The sequence below is a fragment of the Streptomyces sp. NPDC016562 genome (assembly GCF_043076955.1).
In the GTDB taxonomy this organism is placed as follows: Bacteria; Actinomycetota; Actinomycetes; order Streptomycetales; family Streptomycetaceae; genus Streptomyces.
This window is the reverse complement of record NZ_JBIBRZ010000008.1, coordinates 166,921-191,216: the sequence shown is the minus strand read 5'-3', so window position 1 is coordinate 191,216 and position 24,296 is coordinate 166,921. Positions and strand designations below refer to the sequence as shown.

The following is a 24,296-nucleotide window of genomic DNA, read 5'->3' as shown; positions in this document are numbered from 1 at the left end:
GACGCCCCGGCTCAGAAGGTGATCTTCCAGCTGTTGATGTAGCCGACGTCCTGGGCGGCCACGTCCTTGACCTGGAGCTTCCAGGTGCCGTTGGCCACCTCGCTCGACGCGTTCACCGTGTACGAGGTGACGAGGTTGTCGGCGGAGTCCGAGCTGGAGTTCTTCAGCCGGTACGCCGTGCCGTCGGGCGCCAGGAGGTCGATGACCAGGTCACCGCGGTAGGTGTGGACGATGTTCACGTCGACCTTGGTGGTGGCGGGCGCGTTGCCCGTCACGCCCGACACGGTGATCGGCGAGGTCACCGCGGCCGCGGGGGAGTCCGGGATGCTCACGTCCGTCGTGTTCTCGAAGGACGGGCCGGGCGGGACCACCACGCCCGCACCCAGGGTCCAGATCGCATAGGCGACGGCGTCCGAGTTGCGGTCCAGCGCGGTGTCGTTGATGTTCGTCAGGCTGTCGCAGGAGGAGTGGTAGCAGCGGTCGAAGGCCTGACCGGAGGTGCCGCCCCACTTCTGCGCCTGAGCCGCCGTCTTGATGTAGTCGGCGCCGGAGAACAGGCCGCCGACCGGGATGCCCGCGTTCTTGAAGGGGGCGTGGTCGGAGCGGCCGTCGCCCTCGGTCTCGATCTCGGTGGGGATGCCGAGGCCCGCGTAGTAGTTCTTGAAGGTCTGCTCGATCGTCGGGTCGTCGTCGTAGACGAAGTAGCCCGGGTTCGGCGAGCCGATCATGTCGAAGTTCAGGTAGCCGGCGAACTTCGCCTTCTCGGTGGCCGGCAGGCTGTTCACGTAGTACTTCGAGCCGATCAGGCCCAGCTCCTCCGCGCCCCACCAGCCGAAGCGCAGGTGCTTGGTGGGCTGGAGGCCGGCGCGGGAGACGGCGAGGGCCGTTTCGAGGACGGCCGCGCTGCCGGATCCGTTGTCGTTGATGCCCGCGCCCGAGGTCACCGAGTCCAGGTGCGAGCCGGCCATGAGGACCGAGTTCGGGTCGCCGCCCGGCCAGTCGGCGATCAGGTTGTAGCCGGTGGCGCCGCTGGTGGTGAAGGTCTGCAGGGTGGTGGTGAAGCCTGCGGCGTCGAGCTTGGCCTTCACGTAGTCGATCGAGGCCTTGTAGCCGGTCCTGCCGTGGGCGCGGTTGCCGCCGTTGTTGGCGGCGATGGTGGAGAGCTGCGACAGGTGGGCCTTGACGTTGGCCAGCGGTATGTCGGGCGGGGTCGGCGCCGCGGTGGCCGCTGTGGGAGCGGCGAGGGCGGCGGGGGCGGTGGAGGCGAACAGGCCGGCGACCGCGAAGGCGGTCACGGCAGCAAGGCGCCGTGAGACGGACAGGCTCATGTGGGGGCTCCGGGATTCCGCGGGGATGAGACGGAACGAGTGGGGATAGAGCAGGTGAGCGTTCGTGCGTCAGTGCGAGCCTGATGTTGAGCGAGAGCGTGACTGTCCGTCAAGACCACAATTCGGTCAGGGTAGTTCGGAAAACGGACGATCCCCGGTACGGGGTGTCCGTACCGGGGATCGTGGGGGTGCAGTGTTTGCTGGTGTACCGACTGCCGGGCGGGCTGCCGGTCGGGCGGTTACGCGGGCTCGGGCGTCGGCACCTCGGCCCGCGCCACCTCCAGTCGGGCCCGGGAGCGCCGCGCCGTCCGCAGGGCGTCCCAGGTCAGGAGGGCGAGCGCGGCCCACACCAGGGAGAAGCCGACCCACCGCTCGGGCGGCATGGCCTCGTGGAAGTACAGGACGCCGAGCCCGAACTGGAAGACCGGAGCCAGGTACTGGAGCAGGCCGAGCGTGGACAGCGGGACCCGGATCGCGGCCGCCCCGAAGAACACCAGCGGGATGGCGGTGACCAGGCCGGTGGAGGCCAGCAGCAGCGAGTGGCCGACGCCCTGCGAGGCGAAGGTGGACTGGCCCGTCGCGCCCAGCCACAGCACGTAGGCGAGGGCGGGCGGGAACAGCACGGCCGTCTCGGCGGTCAGCGACTCCAGCCCGCCCATGTTGAGCTTCTTCTTGATCAGCCCGTACGTCGCGAAGGAGGAGGCCAGGATCAGCGAGATCCACGGCGGCCGCCCGTAGCCGATGGCGAGCACCAGCACGGCGGCGAAGCTGAGGCCGACCGCGGTCCACTGCACCCGGCGCAGCCGCTCGCCGAGCACCAGCACGCCGAGGGCGATGCTGACCAGCGGATTGATGAAGTAGCCGAGGCTCGCCTCGACGACCTGACCGTTGTTGACCGACCAGATGTAGACACCCCAGTTGACGGTGATCAGCAGGGCGGCGAGGGCGGTCAGGCCGAGCTTGCGGGGCCGGCGCACCAGCTCCCGTATCCAGCCCCAGCGGCGCAGGGCCAGGAGCGCCAGCCCGACCACGGCCAGGGACCACACCATGCGGTGGGCGAGGATCTCGATGGCCCCGGAGGGCTTGAGGAGCGGCCAGAAGAGCGGGACCAGGCCCCACATCCCGTAGGCGCCGAATCCGTAGAGCAAACCCGTGCGCTGCTCGTTGTCTGCCTTCACGGGGCCTCCTGTGCGACTTCCGGCCAACTTCACGACGGTATCGCCGTACGGGCCGGATGTCATGTGTGTCAGCGCGAGATACTCATGACACCGTCAGGGTCTTGCGGCGGCTGGCGGCTGGCGGCTCGCGGCTGGGTGCCGGCGGCCGGCCTCAGGCGAGGGCGGCGGTGATCGCCTCGGCCACCGGGGTCGTCGGACGCCCGATCAGCCGGGCCAGGTCCCCGCTGGTGCCCGCCAGCCGGCCGCGCGCGATGGCCGCGTCCACGTCGACGAGGATGGCCGCGAACTCCTCGGGGACCCCGGCGCCGGTCAGGATCGAGAGGTGCTCGTCGGCCGGGACCTCGGTGTACACGACCTCCTTGCCGCTCTGCGCCGACACCTCGGCCGTGTACTCCGTGAGGCTCCAGGCGGTGTCGCCGGAGAGCTCGTAGACCTGGTTCAGGTGCCCCTCGCCGGTCAGTACCTCGGCCGCGGCGGCCGCGTAGTCGGCGCGCGCCGCCGAGGCGACCCGGCCCTGGCCCGAGCTGGCGACGACCGCGCCGTGCCCCAGGACGGTGGGCAGGTCGCGGGTGTAGTTCTCGTGGTACCAGCCGTTGCGCAGGAAGGTGTACGGGATCCCGGAGTCGAGGATGGCCTGCTCGGTGGCGGTGTGCTCGGCGGCCAGGTCGAAGTCCGCCTCGGGGCCGCCGAGGATGCCGGTGTAGGCGAGCTGCGCCACGCCCGCCGCCCGCGCGGCCTCCAGTACGGCGGTGTGCTGGGCGACGCGCCGGCCGATCTCGTTGCCGGAGATCAGCAGGACCCGGTCGCCGGCCCGGAAGGCGGAGGCCAGGGCCGAGGGGTCGTCGTAGTCGGCGACGCGGACCTCGACGCCGCGCCCGGCCAGGTCGGAGGCCTTCTGTGCGTCGCGGACGACGACGGCGACGCGGTCGGCGGGGACCCTCTCCAGCAGTTCCTCGACGACGAGACGGCCGAGGGCTCCGGTGGCTGCGGTGACGACGATGCTCATGATTGCTCTCCTCGTTCGGGGCGGTGACACCACCCTACGGGAAGCGCTAACTTTTAGAAAGTGCTAGCGGGGAGTGAGCGGGAGAGCCGCGGAGCCCCGGTGACACGCCGAAGCCCGGATCCCCGTCCTGCGGGATCCGGGCTTCGGGACGGCCACCTCGACTCGGCGAGGCACGGTCAGCCGACGACCGTCCAGGTGTCGTTGCCGTGCAGCAGGGCGCCCAGGTCGCCCTTGCCCTTCAGGTCGATGGCCGCGTCGAGCTGATCGGCCATGAGGGTGTCGTAGACGGGCCGCTCGACACTGCGGAACACCCCGATGGGGGTGCGGTGCAGCGTGTCGGGGTCGGCCAGACGGGAGAGCGCGAACGCGGTGGTGGGGCTCACCGCCTTCGCGTCGTGGACCAGGATCCGCGCCTCGTTCTCCGGGGTGACCGCGACGACCTCCAGCTCACCGGTGACCGGATCGCGCACGACGCCCTTGGCGTTGTCCGCGCCGAAGCGGATCGGCTGCCCGTCCTCCAGCCTGATCACGGCCTCCAGCGCCTGGTCCTTGTCCTTGAGGACCTCGAAGGCGCCGTCGTTGAAGATGTTGCAGTTCTGGTAGATCTCCACGAGCGCCGTGCCCTGGTGGTCGGCCGCCTGGCGCAGCACTTCGGTGAGGTGCTTGCGGTCGGAGTCGACGGTGCGGGCGACGAAGGAGGCCTCGGCGCCGATCGCCAGCGACACCGGGTTGAAGGGCGCGTCCAGCGAGCCCATCGGCGTCGACTTGGTGATCTTGCCGACCTCGGAGGTGGGCGAGTACTGCCCCTTGGTCAGCCCGTAGATCCGGTTGTTGAACAGCAGGATCTTGAGGTTGACGTTGCGGCGCAGGGCGTGGATCAGGTGGTTGCCGCCGATGGAGAGGGCGTCGCCGTCGCCGGTGACGACCCAGACCGACAGGTCGCGGCGGGAGGTGGCCAGGCCCGTGGCGATGGCGGGCGCACGGCCGTGGATCGAGTGCATCCCGTAGGTGTTCATGTAGTACGGGAAGCGGGAGGAGCAGCCGATGCCGGAGACGAAGACGATGTTCTCCTTCGCCAGCCCCAGCTCGGGCATGAAGCCCTGCACGGCGGCGAGCACGGCGTAGTCACCGCAGCCCGGGCACCAGCGGACCTCCTGGTCCGACTTGAAGTCCTTCATCGACTGCTTGGCCTCGGCCTTGGGCACGAGCGAGAGCAGTGTGCGCGCCGCCTCGGTCGCCCCGTCGGCCACCGCTTCGGTCATCTCAGTCATCGATGGCCTCCTTGAGGACCGTGGCGAGCTGCTCCGCCTTGAACGGCATTCCGTTGACCTGGTTGTACGACTGGGCGTCGACCAGGTATTTCGCCCGGATCAGGGTGGCGAGCTGCCCGAGGTTCATCTCCGGCACCACTACCTTCTCGAAACGCTTCAGGACCTCGCCGAGATTCCTGGGGAAGGGGTTGAGGTGGCGCAGGTGCGCCTGCGCGATGGGGGTTCCGGCGGCCCGCAGCCGGCGCACGGCGGCGGTGATGGGGCCGTAGGTGGAGCCCCACCCGATGACCAGGGTCGTGGCGCCGTCCGGGTCGTCGACCTCCAGGTCCGGCACCTCGATGCCGTCGACCTTGGCCTGGCGGGTGCGGACCATCAGCTCGTGGTTGGCCGGGTCGTAGGAGATGTTCCCGGTGCCGTCCTGCTTCTCGATGCCGCCGATGCGGTGTTCGAGACCGGGGGTGCCGGGGACGGCCCACGGGCGGGCGAGGGTCTCCGGGTCGCGCTTGTAGGGCCAGAACACCTCGGTGCCGTCGGCGAGGGTCTGGTTCGCGCCCGTGGCGAACTGGACCTTCAGGTCGGGCAGGTCCGCGACCTCGGGGATCCGCCAGGGCTCCGAGCCGTTGGCGAGGTAGCCGTCGGACAGCAGGAACACCGGGGTCCGGTAGGTGAGCGCGATCCGGGCCGCGTCCAGGGCGGCGTCGAAGCAGTCCGCGGGCGTCCGCGGGGCCACGATCGGGACGGGGGCCTCGCCGTTGCGGCCGTACATGGCCTGGAGGAGGTCCGCCTGCTCCGTCTTCGTCGGCAGGCCGGTGGAGGGGCCGCCGCGCTGGATGTCCACGATGAGCAGCGGCAGCTCCAGCGACACCGCGAGACCGATCGTCTCCGACTTCAGCGCCACACCGGGCCCGGAGGTGGTGGTCACGCCGAGCGCCCCGCCGAAGGCCGCGCCGAGCGCCGCCCCGATGCCGGCGATCTCGTCCTCGGCCTGGAAGGTCCGCACGCCGAAGTTCTTGTGCTTCGACAACTCGTGCAGGATGTCCGAGGCCGGGGTGATCGGGTAGGAGCCCAGGTAGACGGGCAGCTCCGCCCGCTGGCCCGCGGCGATGAGGCCGTAGGAGAGGGCGAGGTTGCCGGAGATGTTGCGGTAGGTGCCCGTGGGGAAGGCCCGGGTGGCCGGGGCGACCTCGTAGGAGACCGCGAAGTCCTCGGTGGTCTCACCGAAGTTCCAGCCGGCCCGGAAGGCGACGATGTTCGCCTCGGCGATGTCCGGCTTCTTCGCGAACTTCTGGCGCAGGAAGGCCTCGGTGCCCTCGGTGGGCCGGTGGTACATCCACGACAGCAGGCCCAGCGCGAACATGTTCTTGCTGCGCTCGGCCTCCTTGCGGGTGAGGCCGAAGTCCTTCAGCGCCTCGACCGTGAGCGTCGTCAGGGGCACCGGGTGGAGGTTGTACGCCGCCAGGGAGCCGTCCTCCAGCGGCGAGGTCTCGTAGCCGACCTTGGCCATGGGGCGCTTGGTGAACTCATCGGTGTTGACGATGATCTCCGCGCCGCGCGGCACGTCCGCGATGTTGGCCTTCAGCGCCGCCGGGTTCATCGCCACCAGCACGTTCGGGGCGTCGCCCGGCGTGAGGATGTCGTGGTCCGCGAAGTGGAGCTGGAAGGAAGAAACGCCCGGGAGGGTTCCGGCAGGGGCGCGGATCTCGGCGGGGAAGTTCGGCAGCGTCGACAGGTCGTTACCGAACGACGCCGTCTCCGATGTGAAGCGGTCACCGGTGAGCTGCATGCCGTCACCGGAGTCACCCGCGAATCGGATGATCACACGATCGAGACGGCGTACTTCCTTGCCGCCCGGGCTCGCCGGGATGCGCTGTCCACCGACAACCGCACCCCCAGCCCCGTCGGCCTGCTCGGCTGGGCTGCTGACCTGGCTGGTCACTGAACTGGACCTCCTTCGAGGCGTGAGCACCCCTTAAACCAACCCTACGTCGGTAGGAATCAGGTCCCCAGGGGCGATCACATTCTGGACCGACTGACCGCACGTTGAGACGGCCTACCGGTTTGCCATGTATGCCATAGCTGACAGAGTGTCAGTCGATCAAGATTTGAGATAGGTGAGCACGGCCAGTACACGCCGGTGATCCCCGTCGCTGGGGGAGAGGCCAAGTTTCATGAAAATATTGCTGACGTGCTTCTCCACGGCTCCGTCGCTCACGACGAGCTGTTTCGCGACGGCGGAATTGGTCCGTCCCTCCGCCATCAGCCCCAGGACCTCGCGCTCGCGCGGCGTCAGACCGGCCAGAACGTCCTGCTTGCGGCTGCGGCCGAGCAGCTGCTGCACGACCTCGGGGTCCAGGGCGGTACCACCCCGGGCCACCCGCACCACCGCGTCCAGGAACTCGCGGACCTCGGCCACCCGGTCCTTGAGCAGATACCCCACGCCGGTACTGGAACCGGCCAGGAGCTCCGTGGCGTACTGCTCCTCCACGTACTGCGACAGCACGAGCACCCCTATCCCGGGGTGATCGCGCCGCAGCCGTACGGCGGCCCGTACGCCCTCGTCGGTGTGGGTCGGCGGCATCCGCACATCGGCCACCACCACGTCCGGCAGCGCATCCTCGGCGGCGAGCTCCGCCACCGTCTTGAGCAGGGCTTCCGCGTCCCCCACGCCCGCCACGACGTCATGCCCCCGGTCGGTGAGCAGCCGGGTCAGCCCCTCACGGAGCAGCACTGAATCCTCGGCGATGACCACCCGCACCCTGTCTTCCACGACTTTGCAGCTCCCGCGTCCACTCGTTTTCCCCGTACCAACCGAACGGGCCAAGCATCCCAGCCTTGGGTGCGGGGGAGGGCAAAGCCAGCACAACACGTGGGCGTACGGGGGGAGTTTTCCCGGGCGGCGGCGCGGCGGTCCTACGGGCGGGGGGGGGGGGGGGGGGCGGGGCCGGCGGGCGGCGTTCCTACGGGCGCCCGGGCAGCGCGGCGGTGACCGTCGTGCCCCCCCCGGCGGGGGCGTCGACGCCCAGCACCCCGCCCCCCCCCCCCCCCCCCCCCCCCCCCCCCCCCCCCCCCCCCCCCCCCCCCCCCCCCCCCCCCGGCGGTCGGCGTTCCTACGGGCGCCAGGGCAGCTCGGCGGTGACCGTCGTGCCGCCACCGGCGGGGGAGTCGACGACCAGCACCCCGTCCACCGCGTCCAGCCGCTCGGTCAGCCCGGCCAGTCCCGTGCCCGTTCCGGCGGCGTCGCTGGCTCCGGCGCCGGGGGCGGCCCCGGTGGTCGCCCCGCCCCGGCCGTCGTCGGCGACCTGGATCAGCAGCCGGTCCCCGGACTTCCACACGTCCACCGAGGCCAGCCGGGCCCCGGCGTGCTTGCTGACGTTCTGGAGCAGCTCCGAGACCGTGAAGTACGCGATCCCCTCGATCGCCTGCGCCGGCCGGGCCGGAAGGTCCACCGTCACCCGCACCGGCACCGCGCACCGCGAGGCCACCGAGGACAGCGCCGCGTCCAGCCCGCGGTCGGTCAGTACGGCCGGATGGATGCCACGGGCCAGGTCGCGCAGCTCCTGAAGGGCGATCTTCACCTCGCCGTGCGCCTCGTCCACCATCCGCGCCGCGGCCCGAGGGTCCTGCGTCGCCTTCTCCTTCGCCAGCCCGAGGTCCATCGCGAGCGCCACCAGCCGGGCCTGGGCCCCGTCGTGCAGGTCCCGCTCGATGCGCCGCAGGTCCGCCGCCGCGGTGTCCACGACCACCCCGCGGTCGGACTCCAGCTCGCTCACGCGGCTGGCCAGCCGGGACGGCCCGAGCAGTCCGCCGACCATGACCCGGTCGACCGTGGCCAGGGCCCGGATCACCCACGGGGTGGTGAGGGTGAAGGCCAGCCCGACGAGGGAGGTCAGGGCGATCTCGGCGGGCGAGTCGAGGAAGAAGGAGTAGTCGCCGTTCTGGAAGAGCTGCAGGCCGGGCTCGTCGGTGTAGGCCGGGAAGACCCAGTACCAGAGCGGGTACAGGAGGTAGGACCACCCCGCCGCCCAGAACGTCAGCGCCAGACAGAAGCTGAACACCGCCCACGGGAAGTGGATCAGGGAGTACAGCACGTGCCGCCAGGCGCTCCCGCTCTTGAGCAGCGCCCCCATGGCGGCGAGCCCGCCGCTCTTCGCGGCCCGGATCGGCGCGGGGTCGGCGACGTCCGCCCCGAGCAGCACGCGCACCCGGGCCCGCTCCAGGTGCCCGAACCCGCGGCACATGGCGAGCACGCCCGCCAGGACCGGAACGCCGAGGAAGGTCACGAGCAGCCCGGCGCCGAGGCTCACGCCGGTGACGGTGAGCGAGAAGTACAGCGTGCTCAGCGGCATCCCGATCAGCAGGTGCGCGAACTCCCGCCAGGTCCGCCCCGCGACCGGCGCCCGCAACACCGCGCCCAGCCCCCCGCCCGTGCCCTGGCCGTTGCCCATGTCCCCGCCCCACCCTTCCCGTCGTCTCTCCACCCCTCCACCCTGCCGCCCACCCACCCCCCAAGCCATCCGGCGAGTAGGCCTCCCGGCAGGGGGGTTAACCCCACCCAGCCCCTCTCCCGGGCTTCCGCCCCGGGCGATCGCAGCCGGCCCGCGCTCAAATCCAGCCCCTCCGGCGTTTGAGGAGCGGGGTGCGGGGCGGAGCCCCGCTGTTTCGGCCGCGCCGGGCTTCGGGTGGCGGGGCCTCGGAGCCGGGCCGTGCCCGGACATGCGAGCGGGACCCCCGCCCACCCGGACGGGAGTCCCGCAAGAACAGGGGCCCGGGGGCTACCCCCGGTCCCGCCACGGCAGCTCCGCCGTGACCACCGTCCCCTCCCCCTCGGGGGAGTCGACCACCAGCACCCCGTCCACCGCGTCCAGCCGCTCCGCGAGCCCCGCCAACCCGCTCCCCCCGGAAGCCCTCGCTCCGCCCCGCCCGTCGTCCGACACCCGGATCATCAGCCGGGCCCCCGCCCGCCACACCTCCACGCTCGCGCCCCGCGCCCCCGGCCCCGCGTGCTTGCTGACGTTCTGCAGCAGCTCGGACACCACGAAGTACGCGATCCCCTCGATCGCCTCCGCCGGCCGCCCGGCCGCCACCCCGGCACCCCCAGGCCCCGCCAGGTCCACCGCCACCTTCACCGGCACGACACACCGCGCCGCCACCGACGACAGCGCCGCGTCCAGCCCCCGGTCCGTCAGGACCGCCGGATGGATCCCGCGCGCGAGGTCCCGTAGCTCCTGGAGCGCCAGCTTCACCTCCCCGTGGGCCTCGTCGACCATCGCCGCCGCGCCCTCCGGGTCCTCCAGCAGCTTCTCCTTCGCCAGGCCCAGCCCCATCGCCAGCGCAACCAGCCGCGCCTGCGCCCCGTCGTGCAGGTCCCGCTCGATGCGCCGCAGGTCCGCCGCCGCGGTGTCGACCACCACGCCCCGGTCGGATTCCAGCTCCGCGATCCGCCGCTCCAGGTCGTCGGAGGGCGACAGCAGGCCCCGTACCATCGCCCGGTCCGCGTTCGCCAGCAGCCGCACCACGTACGGCAGTACCGGCCACAGCACGAACAGCCCGGTCAGCGCTACCGTGAAGGTGAGCACCCCCCACGGCAGCCGGATCAGCTGGTACAGCACGGTCCGCCAGCCGACCGGGTCCTTGATGCTCGTCCACAACCAGGGGAAGAACCCCCCGGCCCGCCTCGGACCGGGGATCGGGGTCGGCTCCTCCACCCGTACGCCCAGCAGCAGCCGGGCGCGCGCCCGGTCCAGCCGCCCCCACTGCCGAGACAGAAACAGACCACAAGCGAGCAGCGGAAGTCCGATCGCGGTCACGGACAGACCGCCCGCAGTCGAAACCATGACAACCGCGTAAACAAAACCGACGATCGCCACCGGCAGGTTGGTGACCAGATGGGCGATCTCCTTCCACGTCACGGCGCTGAACACGGCGCGTACGGGAGGAGGCCGGTCGTTGTCGGGAAAGGCATGGCTCGTCGTCATGCGGCACAGCCTGTCAAGCACGCACGGCTGATGCCATGGGGTGGCCGGGGTGCTGTGAACGGGGGATAACCCCACCCCGTGTGAGGCAGGCCCTAGACTCCCGTCCGTACGAGATCGTCGACAGTGACCGAGGAGCGAGGAACGGACGTGCCCGAACCAACGGTATCGACCGTAACCGTGCTCGCTGCGGACTACTTCCGGAGCTATTCGGTCGTCGGTCTGCTGGCCGCCCTGGGCGTGCTCTTCGTGGCCGTGGCCTTCGGCGCCGGCCGCCTGCTGCGCCCCGAGGTCCCGACCCACGAGAAGCTGCTGACGTACGAATGCGGCGTGGACCCGGTCGGCGAGGGCTGGGCACACACCCAGGTCCGCTACTACGTCTACGCGTTCCTCTACGTCATCTTCGCCGTCGACTCGATCTTCCTGTTCCCGTGGGCGACGGTGTTCGCCGCCGCCGGTTACGGCGCCACGACGCTCGTGGAGATGTTCGTCTTCCTGGGCTTCCTGGCCGTCGGCCTGCTCTATGCGTACAAGAAGGGCGTCCTCGAATGGACGTGACACCGGCTGTGACGCCGACCGAGGGCGTACTGCTCCCCGAGCCCAAGCGCCTCGGGGTCCTCTCCCGCCTGGCCCCGGAACCGATGAAGGTGGTCCTGAACTGGGGCCGCCGCTACAGCCTGTGGGTCTTCAACTTCGGACTGGCCTGCTGCGCGATCGAGTTCATCGCGGCGTCCATGGCCCGGCACGACTTCATCCGGCTCGGCGTGATCCCGTTCGCGCCCGGGCCGCGCCAGGCCGACCTGATGATCGTCTCGGGCACCGTCACGGACAAGATGGCACCGGCCGTGAAGCGCCTCTACGAGCAGATGCCGGAGCCGAAGTACGTCATCTCCTTCGGCGCCTGCTCCAACTGCGGCGGCCCCTACTGGGACTCGTACTCGGTGACGAAGGGCGTCGACCAGATCATCCCCGTCGACGTCTACGTGCCCGGCTGCCCGCCGCGCCCCGAAGCGCTCCTCCAGGGCATCCTCAAGCTCCAGGAGAAGATCGCCCGCGAGTCGCTGGCCGAGCGGTACGCGCAGGGCCCGTCGGTCTCGCAGCTCACGAGCGGGCTGGTCACGCCCCCGCCGGCGCCGGGAGCCGGGGCATGAACCTCTACGACACCCTTCCCGACGCGGCGCCGACGATCTTCGGCGAGGAGGCCGTCGGCTCGTACGCGTACGAGGTCCTGACGGTCGACGTCCCGGTCGGCTCCTGGATCGCGGCGCTGGAGATCGCCCGCGACAAGCTGGGCTGCACGTACTTCGACTGGCTGAGCGCGGTGGACGAGCCGGGCACCGGCCTGCGGATCTGCGCGCACGTCGTCTCCCTGGAGAACCACCGCGTACGCCGCCTCCTGCTGCGCACGACGGTCCCGCACGCCGCGCCGTCCCTGCCGTCGGCGGTCGCCGTGTACGCGGGTGCGCAATGGCACGAGCGGGAGACCTTCGAGATGTTCGGGGTGACCTTCACGGACCACCCGAACCTGGTCCACCTCCTGCTCCCGGAGAACTTCGAGGGCCACCCGCTGCGCAAGGACTTCGTGCTGGCGGCGCGCGTCGCCAAGGCCTGGCCCGGTGCCAAGGAGCCGGGCGAGGCCCACGACCCGGATGCGCCCAAGCGCCGTCAGATGCTGCCGCCGGGCGTCCCGGACCCGAACGACTGGGGTCCGATGAAGGGCCAGCTCCCGCCGGCCCCCGCCCGCCCGGCCCGCACCCCGCGCGCCGCCGGCGCCGCCCGCGAGGGCGCCCCGACCCGCCGCCCCCGCCCGTCCACGCCGGACCCCACCGCCGCACCGGACACCGAGGCCCCAACCCGCCCACCCCGCCGCACCCGCTCGGTCACGGAAGGCTCAGCCAGCCAGGCCCCCGAGCCCGCGCCGAGCCCGGACGCCGTGAGCCCGGACACCCCGCGCCCGCCCCGCCGCACCCGCTCGGTGACCGAAGGCTCGGCCAGCCAGACCATCGAGCCCGAGACCCCCGCCACCCCGGCCGCCTCGGGCACGGACTCCCCGAGCCCGGAGGCCACCCCGGCGACCCCGTCCGGCCCGGCGGCCGACGCCACGCGCCCGCCCCGCCGCACCCGCTCCGCCAGCGAAGGCTCGGCAAGCCAGACCGCCGAGCCCGAGGCCACCGCCACCCCGGCCGCCTCGGGCACGGACTCCCCGAGCCCGGAGGCCACCCCGGCGACCCCGTCCGGCCCGGCGGCCGACGCCATGCGCCCGCCCCGCCGGACCCGCTCCGCGAGCGAAGGCTCGGCGAGCCAGGCCACCCCGCCGCCGGCAACGCGCCGCCCGGCCCCCCGCAGCGCCGACGCCCCCTGGCACAACCCGAAGCCTGCCTTCGAGGAGGCGGAGCCCCCGTCGCCCGCGCCGGAGGCGGCCCCGCCGAAGCCCGCCGGGGAGGCACAGGCCAAGACCCCGCCGACCGCGCCGGAGGCGCCCGGCACGGACTCCACCCACTCCACCCCCACCGACCCGAACCCCGACAACGGAGGCGACGCGTGAACGACGTCCTCGACGTCGCCCTGCGGCTGATCGTCGTCTTCGCCGTCTTCCTCGTGCTCCCGCTCGTCGTCGGGCAGACCGAGCACAAGGTGATGGCCCACATGCAGGGCCGCCTCGGCCCCATGTACGCCGGCGGGTTCCACGGCTGGGCCCAGCTCGTCGCCGACGGCGTGAAGTTCGCGCAGAAGGAAGACATCGTCCCGGCCAACGCCGACCGCCGGATCTTCCAGCTGGCCCCCGCCGTCGCCCTGCTCCCGTACCTCCTCGTCCTCCTCGCCATCCCGATCGGCCCCGGCGAGGGCGCCGTCGGCCAGGTCATCGACGCGGGCCTGTTCTTCGTGCTCGCCGTCATGGGCGTCGGAGTCCTCGGCGCCCTCATGGCCGGCTGGGCCTCCGCGAACAAGTTCTCCCTGCTCGGCGGCCTGCGCACCGCCGCCCAGCTGCTCGCCTACGAGCTCCCCATGCTGCTCGCCGCCGCCTCGGTGGCCATGGCGGCGGGGACGGTCTCCCTCCCCGGCATCGTCGAGGGCTTCCAGTGGTGGTGGCTGCCCTGGCAGATCGTCGGCGCGCTCGTCTTCTTCACCGCCGGCCTCGCCGAACTCCAGCGGCCCCCCTTCGACATGCCCGTCGCCGACTCCGAGATCATCTTCGGCGCGTACACCGAGTACACGGGCCTGCGCTTCGCGCTGTTCCTGCTCGCCGAGTACGCCGGCATCGTCGTCCTCTGCGCCCTCACCACCGTCCTCTTCCTCGGCGGCTGGCAGGGCCCCTTCGGGGGCGACGGCCTCGGCTGGGTCTGGACCCTGCTCAAGACCGCGATCCTCGCCTTCGTCGTGATCTGGCTCCGCGTGAGCTACCCGCGCCTGCGCGAGGACCAGCTTCAGAAGCTCGCCTGGACCACACTCATCCCGCTCGCGCTCGCCCAGATCGCGCTCACCGGCATCGTGAAGGTGGCGATCAACTGATGCCCATCCCCGGATCCGGCCTCGCCAAGGGCCTGGCGGTCACGCTGCGCACGATGACGAAGCGTTCGCACACGGCCCAGTACCCCGAGGTCCAGCCCGCACTCCCGCCCCGCTCCCGCGGGGTCATCGGCCTGTTCGAGGAGAACTGCACGGTCTGCATGCTCTGCGCCCGTGAGTGCCCCGACTGGTGCATCTACATCGACTCCCACAAGGAGACGGTGCCCGCGTCCACCCCCGGTGGCCGCGAGCGCAGCCGCAACGTCCTCGACCGTTTCGCCATCGACTTCTCCCTCTGCATGTACTGCGGTATCTGCATCGAGGTGTGCCCCTTCGACGCCCTGTTCTGGTCGCCGGAGTTCGAGTACGCGGAGACCGACATCCACGAGCTGACCCACGAGCGCGACAAGCTCCGCGAGTGGATGTGGACCGTCCCGGCCCCGCCCGCCCTGGACCCGGCCGCCGAGGAGCCCAAGGAGATCGCCGCCGCCCGCAAGGCCGTGGAGAAGGCCGAAGCCGCTGCGGCTGCCGCCGCCGCGGCGGCAGCCGAGGCCGCCGCCGAGACCGATCCGCCGACCACCGCGACCCCGGAGGGAGACGCGTGAGCACCGCCGCCACCCTCGCCGCAGCCGACGCCGCCGCCACCGGGCCCGGTTTCCTCTCCCCGGCCGGCGTCGAGATCGCCTTCGTCCTCGTCGGCCTCGCCACCCTGGGCGCGGCCCTCGTCACGGTCACCACCAGGCAGCTCGTGCACGCCGCCCTGTGGCTGGTCGTCGCGCTCGGCGGCATCGCCGTCGAGTACCTACTGCTGACCGCCGAGTTCATCGCCTGGGTCCAGGTCCTCATCTACCTCGGTTCCGTGGTCGTCCTCCTCCTCTTCGGGCTGATGCTCACCAAGGCGCCCATCGGCCGCTCCCCGGACGCCGACTCCGGCAACCGCTGGATCGCGCTCGCGGTCGCCGCCGTCGCCGCCGTGGCCCTGGTCTGGGTCGTGGTCGACGCCTTCCGTACGACGTGGATCGACCTCGACGGCCCCGTCCAGGGCTCGACGAAGGTCTCCGGCGAGATCCTCTTCCAGCACTGGGTGCTGCCCTTCGAGGCGCTCTCCGTCCTCCTGCTCGCGGCCCTGATCGGCGCCATCGTGCTGTCGCGCAGGAGCAGCCCCGCCGAAGACACCGACGCCAGTGACAAGGGGCAGCGCTGATGCACCTCGCCTACCCCGCCGTCCTCGCGGCGCTGCTCTTCTGCACGGGCCTGTACGGAGTACTGGCCCGCCGCAACGCCATCCTGGTCCTGATGTCCGTCGAGCTGATGCTCAACGCCGTCAACCTCAACCTGGTGGCCTTCGACGTCTGGCTGCGCGACACCCTGCACGCCGGCCAGGCCCTGACCCTCTTCACGATCGCCATCGCCGCGGCCGAGATCGGCATCGGCCTCGCGATCGTGCTCATGGTCTACCGCAACCGCGGCACCTCCGACGTCGACCGGCTGCGCGACACCGCCGAGGGCCACGAGCCCGCCCCGAACCCCCAGAGCGAGGTCACCGCGTGAGCACCACGACCCTCGCCGTCCTCGTCCCGCTGCTCCCCTTCCTGGGTGCGGTGGCGGGTCTGCTGTTCGGCCGCACCGCCCCCGGATTCGTCCGGCCGCTCGCGATCCTGCCGTCGCTCGCCGCCGCCGTACTGGCGGTGCTCGTCGCCGTCCGCCACGGCGGCGGCAAGGCGATCGACACCGCGACCGAGCTGACCCCGACCGGCTCGGTGCCGATCGAGCTCTCGCTCCACCTGGACGGCTTCGCCGTGCTGGTCGCCGTCCTGGTCGGGGTCGTCGCCACCTGCGTACAGCTGTACTCGACGGCGTACCTCCGTGAGGACCCGCGCTACCCGTCGTATGCCGCTCTCGTCTCACTGTTCACCTCCGCCATGCTGCTCGTCGTCTACTCCGGCGACCTGATGGTGCTGTTGGTCGGCTGGGAGATCATGGGCATCTGCTCGTACTTCCTGGTCGGCCACTACTGGGAGACCGAAGCCGCCCGCTCCGCCTCCCTGAAGGCCTTCCTCGTCACCAAGCTCGGTGACGTCCCCTTCCTGATCGGCCTGTTCGCGCTCGCCGCCGACGCCGGCTCCTTCCGGATCACCAAGATCCTCGGGACCGTCGCCGCGGGCGGACTCGACCACCCGACGCTGATCGCGCTGCTCCTGCTCGCCGGAGTCGCGGGCAAGTCCGCGCAGTTCCCGCTGCACACCTGGCTCCCGGACGCCATGGCGGGCCCCACCCCGGTCTCCGCGCTGATCCACGCCGCGACGATGGTCGCCGCCGGTGTCTACTTCATCGCGCGTCTCCTCCCCGTCTTCGCGGCCTCCCGCGCCGCGCTGGTGGTCATGGCCGTCATGGCGGCCGTCACGATGGTCGGCTCCGCCCTCGCCGCCCTCGCCCAGGACGACATCAAGCGGGTCCTCGCCTACTCCACGGTCGGCCAGCTCGGCTACATGACCGGCGCCCTGGCCGTCGGCGACCGCGGCGCCGCCGTCTTCCACCTCCTGTCCCACGGCGCCTTCAAGGCGCTCCTGTTCCTCGGCGCGGGCGTGATCATCCACGCCGCCGGCACGAACTCCCTGGCCGCCATGTCCCGTATGGACGGCCTGGCCAAGCGCATCCCCGACGCGTTCTGGACGATGTCGATCGCCCTGCTCGCCGTCGCCGCGATTCCGCCCTTCGCCGGCTTCTTCTCCAAGGAAGCCGTCCTCGTCGCCGCCGAGCACACCGCGACCGGCCACTCGGACCTCGCCCCCGGCGCCGCCGGCTGGGTGGTGCTGGTCGCCGGCGTGCTGACCGCCCTGCTCACCGCCGCCTACGCCACCCGCCTGTGGCTGATGGCCTTCCGCGGCCGGGGCGCCGCCGCCCCGGACCACGGCAAGGAACCCGTCGCCATGACCGGCGTGCTGTGGCTGCTGGCCATCCCCTCGATCGGCTTCGGCCTCGCGGCGGGCCCCCTCGCCGACTGGTTCGACGGCAAGGAGCTCACCCCGACGCTCACCACCTCGGTCCTCGGCACGGGCGCCGCCGCACTCGGCGGGATGCTCACCTACGCCCTGTGGCAGCGCGCCACGGCCAAGGCCGCCGCCGGTACCGGAGCCGGAGTACCCGCCTCCGTCGCCGCCGCCGTATCCGCCTCGGAAACCCCCGAGGTCTCCGAGGTGACCCACGACCACCCGGCCGTCCCGACCGCCCCCGCGGCCGACCCCGGCAAGGCGCTCCTCGGCCCGCTGCACCGTCACGCGGCCGACGGCTTCCACCTCGACGCCGTCTACGACCGGCTCTTCGTCCGCCCCGTCCGCGCGGCCGCGGGCCTGGTCCGCTTCCTCGACCGCGAGGTCGTGGACACGTACGTCCGCGGCGCGGGCACCGGCCCCCGGCTGCTCGGCAGCCTCGTCCGCCGTGCCCAGACCGGCAACGTGCAGAGCTACCTGAGCGCCCTGCTCGCCGGCGCCGTGGTCCTGGCGATCGCCACCGCCGTCCTCGCCAACGTCAACGCCGGATCGTGAGCCGTGAGTCAGCCGTGATTGATATCAGCCCGTCCGTGATGCAGTTCCTTCTGGCGTTCATCGTGGCCGCACCGCTCCTCGGCGCGGCCGCAGCCCTCCTGCCGGCCCCGCCCGGCCTCAAGGGCCGCAGCCCCGAACAGGCCGTGCTCCGCCACGGCGTGACCGTGACCGGCGTGATCCTCGCCGCGGCCGTCGCCCTCACCCTGGGCTTCGACCACGACGCCCCGTCCCGCTTCCAGGCGACGACGGACATCAGCTGGATCCAGGCGCTGAACGTCCGGATCCACCTCGGTGTCGACGGCATCTCGCTCCCCCTCCTCCTGATGACCGCGCTGCTGTTCTTCCTCTGCGCGCTCTACAGCTACTTCAAGCTCCCGGCGGGCCCCTCCCCGAAGGCCTTCGTCGCCCTGCTGCTCGTCCTCGAATCCGGCACGCTGGCGACCTTCGCCGTCCTCGACCTGCTGCTCTTCTTCCTCGCCTTCGAGATGGTCCTCATCCCGATGTACTTCCTCATCGCCCGCTGGGGCGGTGCTCAGCGGCAGGCCGCCGCCTGGAAGTTCATCCTCTACACCCTCCTCGGGTCCGTGGTCATGCTGCTCGGTCTGCTGCTGATCGGACTGAAAAGCGGCACTTTCGACATGGTGGCACTCGCCACTGACAACGGCCGCGGACTGAGCCGCACCACCCAGCTGCTGGCCGTTCTCGCCATCGGCATCGGCCTCGCCGTGAAGACCCCGATGTGGCCCCTGCACAGCTGGCTGCCCGACGCCCACACCGCCGCGCCCACCGTCGGCTCCGTCCTGCTGGCCGGCGTCCTGCTCAAGATGGGCACGTACGGGTTCGTCCGCATCCTGCTCCCCGTCACCCCCGACGGCATGCAGACCTTCGCCCCCTACCTGGGCGCCTTCGCGGCCGTCGGCATCGTGTACGGATCGCTCGCCTGCCTCGCGCTGGCCCGCAAGGGCAACAAGGGCGACCTCAAGCGCCTCATCGCGTACTCCTCCGTCGGCCACATGGGCTTCGTCCTCCTGGGCATCGCGAGCATGACCCCCACCGGCGTCAACGGGGCGCTCTTCGCCAACATCGCCCACGGTCTGATCACGGGCCTGCTCTTCTTCCTGGTCGGAGCCCTCAAGGACCGCTACGGCACCGCCGACCTCGACACCCTCGCCGGAGCCACCGGCGCCGCCCTCTACGGCCGCGCCCCCCGCCTCGGCGCGTACCTCGCCTTCGCCGCCGTCGCCTCGCTGGGCCTGCCCGGCCTGGCCGGCTTCTGGGGCGAGATGCTGGCCCTCTTCGGCGCCTTCGACCCGGCCGAGGGCCTGTCGCGCACCGCCTTCCTCACGTTCACGGCCGTCGGCGCGTTCGGCACCCTGCTCACCGCCGCCTACCTCCTGATCGTCGTACGGCGCGTCTGCATGGGGGACCCCACGGCCCAGAGCGCCGCCCCGGCCGCCCTCGCGGACGTCCAGCGCTACGAGTTCGCCGCCTGGACCCCGCTCGTCGCCCTCACCGTCCTCGCCGGCCTGTGGCCCGCGGTCCTCCTCGGCCTCACCGACCCGGCCGTCCAGAAGCTCCTCGCAGGAGGCAAGTCATGACGGCCCTGACGGTCCTCGCAGCCGGTCTCGCCACCGACCGGTCCGCCGGCCTCGCCGCCGAAGCCCCCAGCCTCGTCCAGAGCGTCGACTGGCTCGCCCTCGCGCCGGTCGTCATCACCGCGGCCGTCGCCCTGGCCGTGCTCGTCGCCGACCTCTTCGTGGCCGAGCGCCGCAAGCCGGTCCTCGGGTGGATCTCGGTGGCCGGCCTGGCCGCCGCGACCGCGAGCCTGCTGCCGCTGCGCGCCGGCGACCGCACCACCTTCTGCCTCACCGGCGACCCGGCCGCCTGCAGCTACGCCGCCGACCACTTCGCGCTCGTGATCCAGTTCCTGGTCCTGGGCGGCGCCCTGGTCACCGCCCTGCTGTCCGTCACCGCCGTCCGCGACACGCGCATGCCGGCCGGCGAGTACTGGTTCCTGCTGCTCTCCTCCGCCGCCGGCGCGGCCCTGCTGCCCGCCTCCCGCGACCTCGCCACCCTGATCGTCGCCCTCGAAGTGGCCTCGCTGCCCGCCTTCGCCCTGGTCGGCATGCGACGCGGCGACCGGCTCTCCTCCGAGGCCGCCCTGAAGTTCTTCCTCTCCTCCGTCACGGCCACCGCCGTATCGCTGATGGGCGTCAGCTTCGTCTACGCCGCGACCGGCTCCCTGCACCTGACCCAGGTCGCCGCCCGACTCGAAGACGTCCCCGGCCAGCTCGACACCGTCGCCATGGCCGGTGTCGCGCTCACCCTCGTCGGCTTCGCCTTCAAGACCGCGGCGGTCCCCTTCCACTTCTGGGTCCCCGACACCTACGTCGGCGCCCCCCTGCCCATCGCCGGCTACCTCTCGGTGATCGGCAAGGCCGTCGGCTTCACCGGCCTCATCCTCGTCACCGTCATCGCCTTCCCGGCGTACTCCGAGATCTGGGGCCCGGCCCTCGCCGTCCTCGCCGCGCTCACCATGACCCTGGGCAACGCCGCCGCGCTGCGCCAGTCCGCCGACCGCGCGAACAGCGCCGTACGGCTCCTGGCGTGGTCCTCGGTGGGCCAGGCCGGCTACCTGCTGGTCCCCATCGCCGCCGCCGCGTACTCCGAGCGCGACCAGATCGGTTCCACCGTCGCCTACGCCCTCATGTACGCCGCCGTGAACCTCGGCGCCTTCGCCGTGGCCGCGCTCGTGGCCCGTACGAAGCCGCTCCACCGGATCAGCGACTACCGCGGCCTGTACGCCGAGCGCCCCTTCGCCGCCCTGTCGCTGGCCTTCTTCCTGCTCTGCCTGGCCGGCCTGCCGCCGGGCATCATCGGCCTCTTCGCCAAGGTCACGGTCTTCCGGTCCGCGGTCGACGCGGGCCTGGGCTGGCTCGCCGTGGTCATGGCGGTCAACGTCGTCATCGCCCTCTACTACTACCTGCGCTGGACGGCGCTGCTGTTCCGCGTCCCGGAGGGCGCCGAGCGCCCCGAGGGCCCCGAAGCCCGTACGAGGGCCCCCTGGCCGGTGACGGCGGCCATCGTCGTCACCGCGATCACGGCGCTCGTCCTGTCGGGCGCCCCGCAGCTGGCCCTGCGCGTGGCCTCGGGCACCCTGTTCGCGCAATAGCGCGCACGCCGAGCCCTACGAGGCCGCTGCGGGCGGCCCCATGCGGCTTGCAGGGCCCGGCACCCTCACCCGTACGGAGCAACGCCCGTCGCGGCCCCGCCGCCCCTGACGCAGGGGCGGCGCCGGGCGGCCGCCCCGGCGCGCCCTGGGAACCAGACGCCGCCACCTCGCGTTGACCAGGAAGGAAGGGTCCACTGGACCGTAGACCCTCAGATCTTCAGATCCTGGACGGGTTCCCCTGCCGCACCACTAGGAGGGCGTACCGTGCACCGCCGGCACAACGGGCTGAAGACCGCCGTACTCCTCGGCGGGCTGTCCGCACTCATCATCGTCATCGGAAGCTTCTTCGGACGGGGCGGCCTGATCGTCGCCGTCCTCATCGCCCTGGGGACGAACGCCTACGCGTACTGGAACAGCGACAAGCTGGCTCTACGCGCGATGCGCGCCCGCCCCGTCAGCGAGTTCGAGGCCCCGCAGCTCTACCGCATGGTGCGCGAGCTCTCCACGTCCGCGCGCCAGCCCATGCCGCGCCTCTACATCTCACCGACCGAGGCGCCCAACGCCTTCGCCACCGGCCGCAATCCGCGCAACGCCGCGGTCTGCTGCACCGAGGGAATCCTCCGGATACTCGACGAACGCGAGCTGCGCGGGGTCATCGGTCACGAGCTCAGCCACGTCTACAACCGCGACATCCTGATCTCGTCGGTCGCCGGAGCCCTCGCCTCCGTGATCATGTTCCTGGTGAACTTCGCCTGGCTGATCCCGGTCGGCCGCTCGAACGACGACGAGGGACCGGGCCTCTTCGGCATGCTGCTGATCATGATCCTCGGCCCGCTGGCCGCCTCCGTGATCCAGCTGGCCATCAGCCGCTCGCGGGAGTACGAGGCCGACGCGTCCGGCGCGCAGCTCACCGGAGACCCACTCGCCCTGGCCAGCGCCCTGCGCAAGCTGGACGCGGGCACCAAGCAGCTTCCGCTGCCACCGGAGCCGAGGCTGGAGACGGCGAGCCACATGATGATCGCCAATCCCTTCCGCCCGGGCGAAGGATTGTCCAAGATGTTCTCGACACACCCCCCCATGGCCGAGCGCATCGCCCGGCTCGAACAGATGGCAGGCCGCCGGCAGTGAAGACAATCCTGAACGTCATTTGGCTCATCCTCAGCGGCATCTGGCTGTTCCTCGGCTACGTCCTCGCAGGCGTGCTGCTCTGCGTCACCATCATCGGAATCCCCTTCGGCGTCGCCGCCTTCCGCATCGCCGTCTACGCCCTGTGGCCCTTCGGCTACACCACGGTCGAGCGCCGCGACGCGGGCGCCGGATCCGCCATCGGCAACGTCCTGTGGCTGGTCCTCGCGGGCTGGTGGCTCGCCCTGGGCCACATCTTCACCGGCATCGCGCTGTGCGTCACGATCATCGGCATCCCGTTCGGCATCGCCAACTTCAAGATGGTCCCGCTCTCCCTGCTCCCGCTGGGCCGCGAAATCGTCCCGTCGGACGCCCCGTTCGCCTCTCGCTGACGGAGTTATCCACAGGCCCGGCGGGCTGTCAGTGGGTTGCGTCACCATGAAGGCATGAACGAGAACGAGCAGTTGCTGGAGCAAGTCGCCAACCACGTGCGCAACTCCGCGCGTGGGCAGGAGAACTCCTCGCCCGCGCCGCTGGGCGCCGGGGAGCTCGCCCGGGCCGAGGGCATACTCGGCTTCCGCCTGCCGCCGCTGCTCGCCGCCCTCTACACCCGGGTCGGCGACGGCGGATTCGGCCCGGAGTACGGGGTGCTGCCGCTGCGTCAGGCCGTGCGGACCTACGAGACGCAGCGGACCTCCGGCTGGCGCTGGCCCGAGGCCGTACTGCCGATAGCCGACCTCGGCTGCGCCATGTACGCCTGCGTCGACTGCCGTTCCGAGACGGCCCAGGTGCTGCTGTTCGACCCGAATCCCGGGGAGCCCGACCTCGCGTGGTCCATCGACAGCCCGAGCCTGGCGGGCTGGCTGCGCGGCTGGCTCGACGGCACCGCCTGGTTCTGCGAGGAGTCCGCCCTGGGGGAGGAGTGCGATCTGGAGCTGGCGCCCTGGTCCGACTTCAGATCCCGGACCTGACCCGGCCCCGCACCCCGTAGACCACCGCGCCCAAAGCCAGTACGGCCGCCCCCGCGACCGTCGAGGCGAGGGGCAGCGTGACGGCCAGGACCACACAGCCGGACAGTCCGACCACTGCCACGGCCCGACCCTTGACAGCTGAATCGAGAGTCCACGCGGAGGCGTTCGCGATCGCGTAGTAGACGAGCACCCCGAAGGAGGAGAAGCCGATCGCGCCCCGCAGATCGGCGGTCGCCGCGAGCACCGCCACGACCACGCCCACGGCCAGCTCCGCGTGATGCGGCACCCCATGCCGGGGGTGTACGGCGGCCAGCGCGCGCGGGAGATGACCGTCCCGGGCCATCGCCAGCGTGGTCCGCGACACCCCGAGTACGAGGGCCAGGAGCGAGCCCAGCGCCGCCAGCGCCGCGCCCACCCGCACGACCGGGGCCAGTTCGGGCCGGCCGGCCGCCCGGACCGCGTCGGCCAGCGGAGCCGACGACTGCGCCAGCCCGTCGGCGCCGAGCACCGAAAGCGCCGCCACCGCCACCGCGGCGTACACCAGCAGCGCGATCCCCAGCGCGAGCGGCACCGCCCGCGGGATCGTCCGCTCCGGGTCCCGCACCTCCTCGCCCAAGGTGGTGATCCGCGCGTAGCCCGCGAAAGCGAAGAACAGCAGACCCGCGCCCTGCAACAGACCGACGGCGTCCCCGTCGAAGCCGCCCAGCCGCCCCGCCTCGGCCTCGCCGGAGGACAGGCACACCACGATGACGCCGGCCAGCACCGCCAGTACCGCCGCCACGATCACCCGGCCGATCCGGGCGGACCTCTGCACCCCGCCGTAGCTCGCGGCGGTCAGCGCCACCACCGCTGCGACGGCCACGGCGTGCTGTTGGCCCGGCCAGACGTAGGCCCCCACGGTCAGGGCCATCGCCGCGCACGACGCGGTCTTGCCGATCACGAACCCCCAGCCGGCCAGATACCCCCAGAAGGGCCCGAGCCGTTCGCGCCCGTAGACGTAGGTGCCGCCGGAGGACGGGTACCGGGCGGCCAGCCGCGCCGAGGAGTGCGCGTTGCAGTAGGCCACGAGGGCCGCCAGGGCCAGGGCGGCGAGGAGCGCCCCGCCCGCCGCGCGCGCCGCCGGGGCGAGGGCCGCGAAGATACCGGCGCCCACCATCGCGCCGAGCCCGACGACGACGGCGTCGCGGACCCCCAGGGTGCGCTTCAACTGGTTCTCCACGG

The 24,296-nt window shown here is 71.9% G+C and carries 22 protein-coding genes; 13 read left to right on the top strand and 9 right to left on the bottom strand.

Annotated features, from left to right (window positions below):
* Positions 1–11 precede the first annotated feature (11 nt).
* The 8 genes from ACF059_RS28125 to ACF059_RS28090 all read right to left on the bottom strand — a co-directional run bounded on the left by ACF059_RS28125 (position 12) and on the right by ACF059_RS28090 (position 10,758).
* Positions 12–1,328, bottom strand: a complete 1,317-nt coding sequence (locus ACF059_RS28125) for a M28 family metallopeptidase (protein ID WP_392062276.1) — start codon at positions 1,326–1,328, stop codon at positions 12–14.
* 239 nt (positions 1,329–1,567) lie between these two features.
* A complete protein-coding gene (gene rarD, locus ACF059_RS28120) occupies positions 1,568–2,506 on the bottom strand; it encodes an EamA family transporter RarD (protein ID WP_392062273.1) in 939 nt (312 codons plus the stop codon).
* Positions 2,507–2,657: 151 nt separating this feature from the next.
* Positions 2,658–3,512, bottom strand: coding sequence for an SDR family oxidoreductase (locus ACF059_RS28115; RefSeq protein WP_392062270.1), 855 nt, complete (start codon positions 3,510–3,512; stop codon positions 2,658–2,660).
* A gap of 176 nt (positions 3,513–3,688) precedes the next feature.
* On the bottom strand, positions 3,689–4,762 hold the full coding sequence (locus tag ACF059_RS28110) for a 2-oxoacid:ferredoxin oxidoreductase subunit beta (RefSeq protein ID WP_392062553.1): 1,074 nt from the start codon (positions 4,760–4,762) through the stop codon (positions 3,689–3,691).
* Between the two features lie 13 nt (positions 4,763–4,775).
* Complete coding sequence (locus ACF059_RS28105; RefSeq protein WP_392062267.1) at positions 4,776–6,719, bottom strand: 2-oxoacid:acceptor oxidoreductase subunit alpha; 1,944 nt, start codon at positions 6,717–6,719, stop codon at positions 4,776–4,778.
* Between the two features lie 159 nt (positions 6,720–6,878).
* Positions 6,879–7,538, bottom strand: a complete 660-nt coding sequence (locus tag ACF059_RS28100) for a response regulator transcription factor (protein ID WP_360890839.1) — start codon at positions 7,536–7,538, stop codon at positions 6,879–6,881.
* 352 nt (positions 7,539–7,890) lie between these two features.
* Complete coding sequence (locus tag ACF059_RS28095; RefSeq protein WP_392062264.1) at positions 7,891–9,228, bottom strand: sensor histidine kinase; 1,338 nt, start codon at positions 9,226–9,228, stop codon at positions 7,891–7,893.
* 327 nt (positions 9,229–9,555) lie between these two features.
* Positions 9,556–10,758: a sensor histidine kinase gene (locus tag ACF059_RS28090; protein WP_392062261.1), complete on the bottom strand. Its 1,203-nt coding sequence runs from the start codon at positions 10,756–10,758 to the stop codon at positions 9,556–9,558.
* A 147-nt stretch (positions 10,759–10,905) separates the two neighbouring features.
* Here ACF059_RS28090 and ACF059_RS28085 point away from each other — a divergent pair, with 147 nt between their 5' ends.
* From ACF059_RS28085 to ACF059_RS28025, 13 genes are all read left to right on the top strand, one after another.
* Positions 10,906–11,313 (top strand): NADH-quinone oxidoreductase subunit A, encoded by a 408-nt coding sequence (locus ACF059_RS28085; protein WP_360890844.1) that lies wholly within the window; start codon positions 10,906–10,908, stop codon positions 11,311–11,313.
* Positions 11,304–11,906, top strand: coding sequence for an NADH-quinone oxidoreductase subunit B family protein (locus ACF059_RS28080; protein WP_360890847.1), 603 nt, complete (start codon positions 11,304–11,306; stop codon positions 11,904–11,906). Before ACF059_RS28085 ends, ACF059_RS28080 begins: the two co-directional genes overlap by 10 nt.
* Entirely contained in the window at positions 11,903–13,300 is a 1,398-nt protein-coding gene (locus tag ACF059_RS28075; RefSeq protein WP_392062257.1) for an NADH-quinone oxidoreductase subunit C, read from the top strand. The genes ACF059_RS28080 and ACF059_RS28075 overlap by 4 nt, the downstream gene beginning before the upstream one ends.
* Positions 13,297–14,265 carry a complex I subunit 1 family protein gene (locus ACF059_RS28070; RefSeq protein WP_366865907.1) on the top strand — a complete coding sequence of 323 codons (969 nt, stop codon included), beginning with the start codon at positions 13,297–13,299 and terminating at the stop codon, positions 14,263–14,265. The genes ACF059_RS28075 and ACF059_RS28070 overlap by 4 nt, the downstream gene beginning before the upstream one ends.
* The gene (locus ACF059_RS28065; RefSeq protein WP_392062550.1) at positions 14,262–14,867 is read left to right on the top strand and encodes a NuoI/complex I 23 kDa subunit family protein; all 606 of its coding nucleotides are present in this window, start codon (positions 14,262–14,264) and stop codon (positions 14,865–14,867) included. Before ACF059_RS28070 ends, ACF059_RS28065 begins: the two co-directional genes overlap by 4 nt.
* Complete coding sequence (locus ACF059_RS28060; RefSeq protein ID WP_392062253.1) at positions 14,864–15,466, top strand: NADH-quinone oxidoreductase subunit J; 603 nt, start codon at positions 14,864–14,866, stop codon at positions 15,464–15,466. Before ACF059_RS28065 ends, ACF059_RS28060 begins: the two co-directional genes overlap by 4 nt.
* Positions 15,466–15,813: an NADH-quinone oxidoreductase subunit NuoK gene (gene nuoK, locus ACF059_RS28055; RefSeq protein WP_392062250.1), complete on the top strand. Its 348-nt coding sequence runs from the start codon at positions 15,466–15,468 to the stop codon at positions 15,811–15,813. Before ACF059_RS28060 ends, nuoK begins: the two co-directional genes overlap by 1 nt.
* The gene (locus tag ACF059_RS28050; RefSeq protein WP_392062247.1) at positions 15,810–17,807 is read left to right on the top strand and encodes an NADH-quinone oxidoreductase subunit L; all 1,998 of its coding nucleotides are present in this window, start codon (positions 15,810–15,812) and stop codon (positions 17,805–17,807) included. Before nuoK ends, ACF059_RS28050 begins: the two co-directional genes overlap by 4 nt.
* A 38-nt stretch (positions 17,808–17,845) precedes the next feature.
* Entirely contained in the window at positions 17,846–19,405 is a 1,560-nt protein-coding gene (locus tag ACF059_RS28045) for a NuoM family protein (RefSeq protein WP_392062244.1), read from the top strand.
* Positions 19,402–20,979, top strand: coding sequence for an NADH-quinone oxidoreductase subunit N (locus ACF059_RS28040; RefSeq protein WP_392062241.1), 1,578 nt, complete (start codon positions 19,402–19,404; stop codon positions 20,977–20,979). Before ACF059_RS28045 ends, ACF059_RS28040 begins: the two co-directional genes overlap by 4 nt.
* Before the next feature lie 264 nt (positions 20,980–21,243).
* Positions 21,244–22,107 (top strand): zinc metalloprotease HtpX, encoded by an 864-nt coding sequence (gene htpX, locus ACF059_RS28035; protein WP_360890870.1) that lies wholly within the window; start codon positions 21,244–21,246, stop codon positions 22,105–22,107.
* Positions 22,104–22,496: a YccF domain-containing protein gene (locus ACF059_RS28030; RefSeq protein WP_366865902.1), complete on the top strand. Its 393-nt coding sequence runs from the start codon at positions 22,104–22,106 to the stop codon at positions 22,494–22,496. Before htpX ends, ACF059_RS28030 begins: the two co-directional genes overlap by 4 nt.
* A 54-nt stretch (positions 22,497–22,550) precedes the next feature.
* Entirely contained in the window at positions 22,551–23,075 is a 525-nt protein-coding gene (locus ACF059_RS28025; protein WP_392062238.1) for an SMI1/KNR4 family protein, read from the top strand.
* Here ACF059_RS28025 and ACF059_RS28020 read toward each other — a convergent pair.
* Entirely contained in the window at positions 23,059–24,294 is a 1,236-nt protein-coding gene (locus ACF059_RS28020) for an APC family permease (protein WP_392062235.1), read from the bottom strand. The two genes, ACF059_RS28025 and ACF059_RS28020, sit on opposite strands and share 17 nt — an antisense overlap.
* Positions 24,295–24,296 lie beyond the last annotated feature (2 nt).

Coding starts and splice junctions, on each gene's coding strand:
- ACF059_RS28125 (WP_392062276.1), bottom strand. CDS start 1,328: ATGAGCCTGTCCGTCTCACGGCGCCTTGCTGCCGTGACCGCCTTCGCG.
- ACF059_RS28115 (WP_392062270.1), bottom strand. CDS start 3,512: ATGAGCATCGTCGTCACCGCAGCCACCGGAGCCCTCGGCCGTCTCGTC.
- ACF059_RS28095 (WP_392062264.1), bottom strand. CDS start 9,228: ATGGGCAACGGCCAGGGCACGGGCGGGGGGCTGGGCGCGGTGTTGCGG.
- ACF059_RS28090 (WP_392062261.1), bottom strand. CDS start 10,758: ATGACGACGAGCCATGCCTTTCCCGACAACGACCGGCCTCCTCCCGTA.
- ACF059_RS28080 (WP_360890847.1), top strand. CDS start 11,304: ATGGACGTGACACCGGCTGTGACGCCGACCGAGGGCGTACTGCTCCCC.
- ACF059_RS28075 (WP_392062257.1), top strand. CDS start 11,903: ATGAACCTCTACGACACCCTTCCCGACGCGGCGCCGACGATCTTCGGC.
- nuoK (WP_392062250.1), top strand. CDS start 15,466: ATGCACCTCGCCTACCCCGCCGTCCTCGCGGCGCTGCTCTTCTGCACG.
- ACF059_RS28045 (WP_392062244.1), top strand. CDS start 17,846: ATGCAGTTCCTTCTGGCGTTCATCGTGGCCGCACCGCTCCTCGGCGCG.
- ACF059_RS28040 (WP_392062241.1), top strand. CDS start 19,402: ATGACGGCCCTGACGGTCCTCGCAGCCGGTCTCGCCACCGACCGGTCC.
- ACF059_RS28025 (WP_392062238.1), top strand. CDS start 22,551: ATGAACGAGAACGAGCAGTTGCTGGAGCAAGTCGCCAACCACGTGCGC.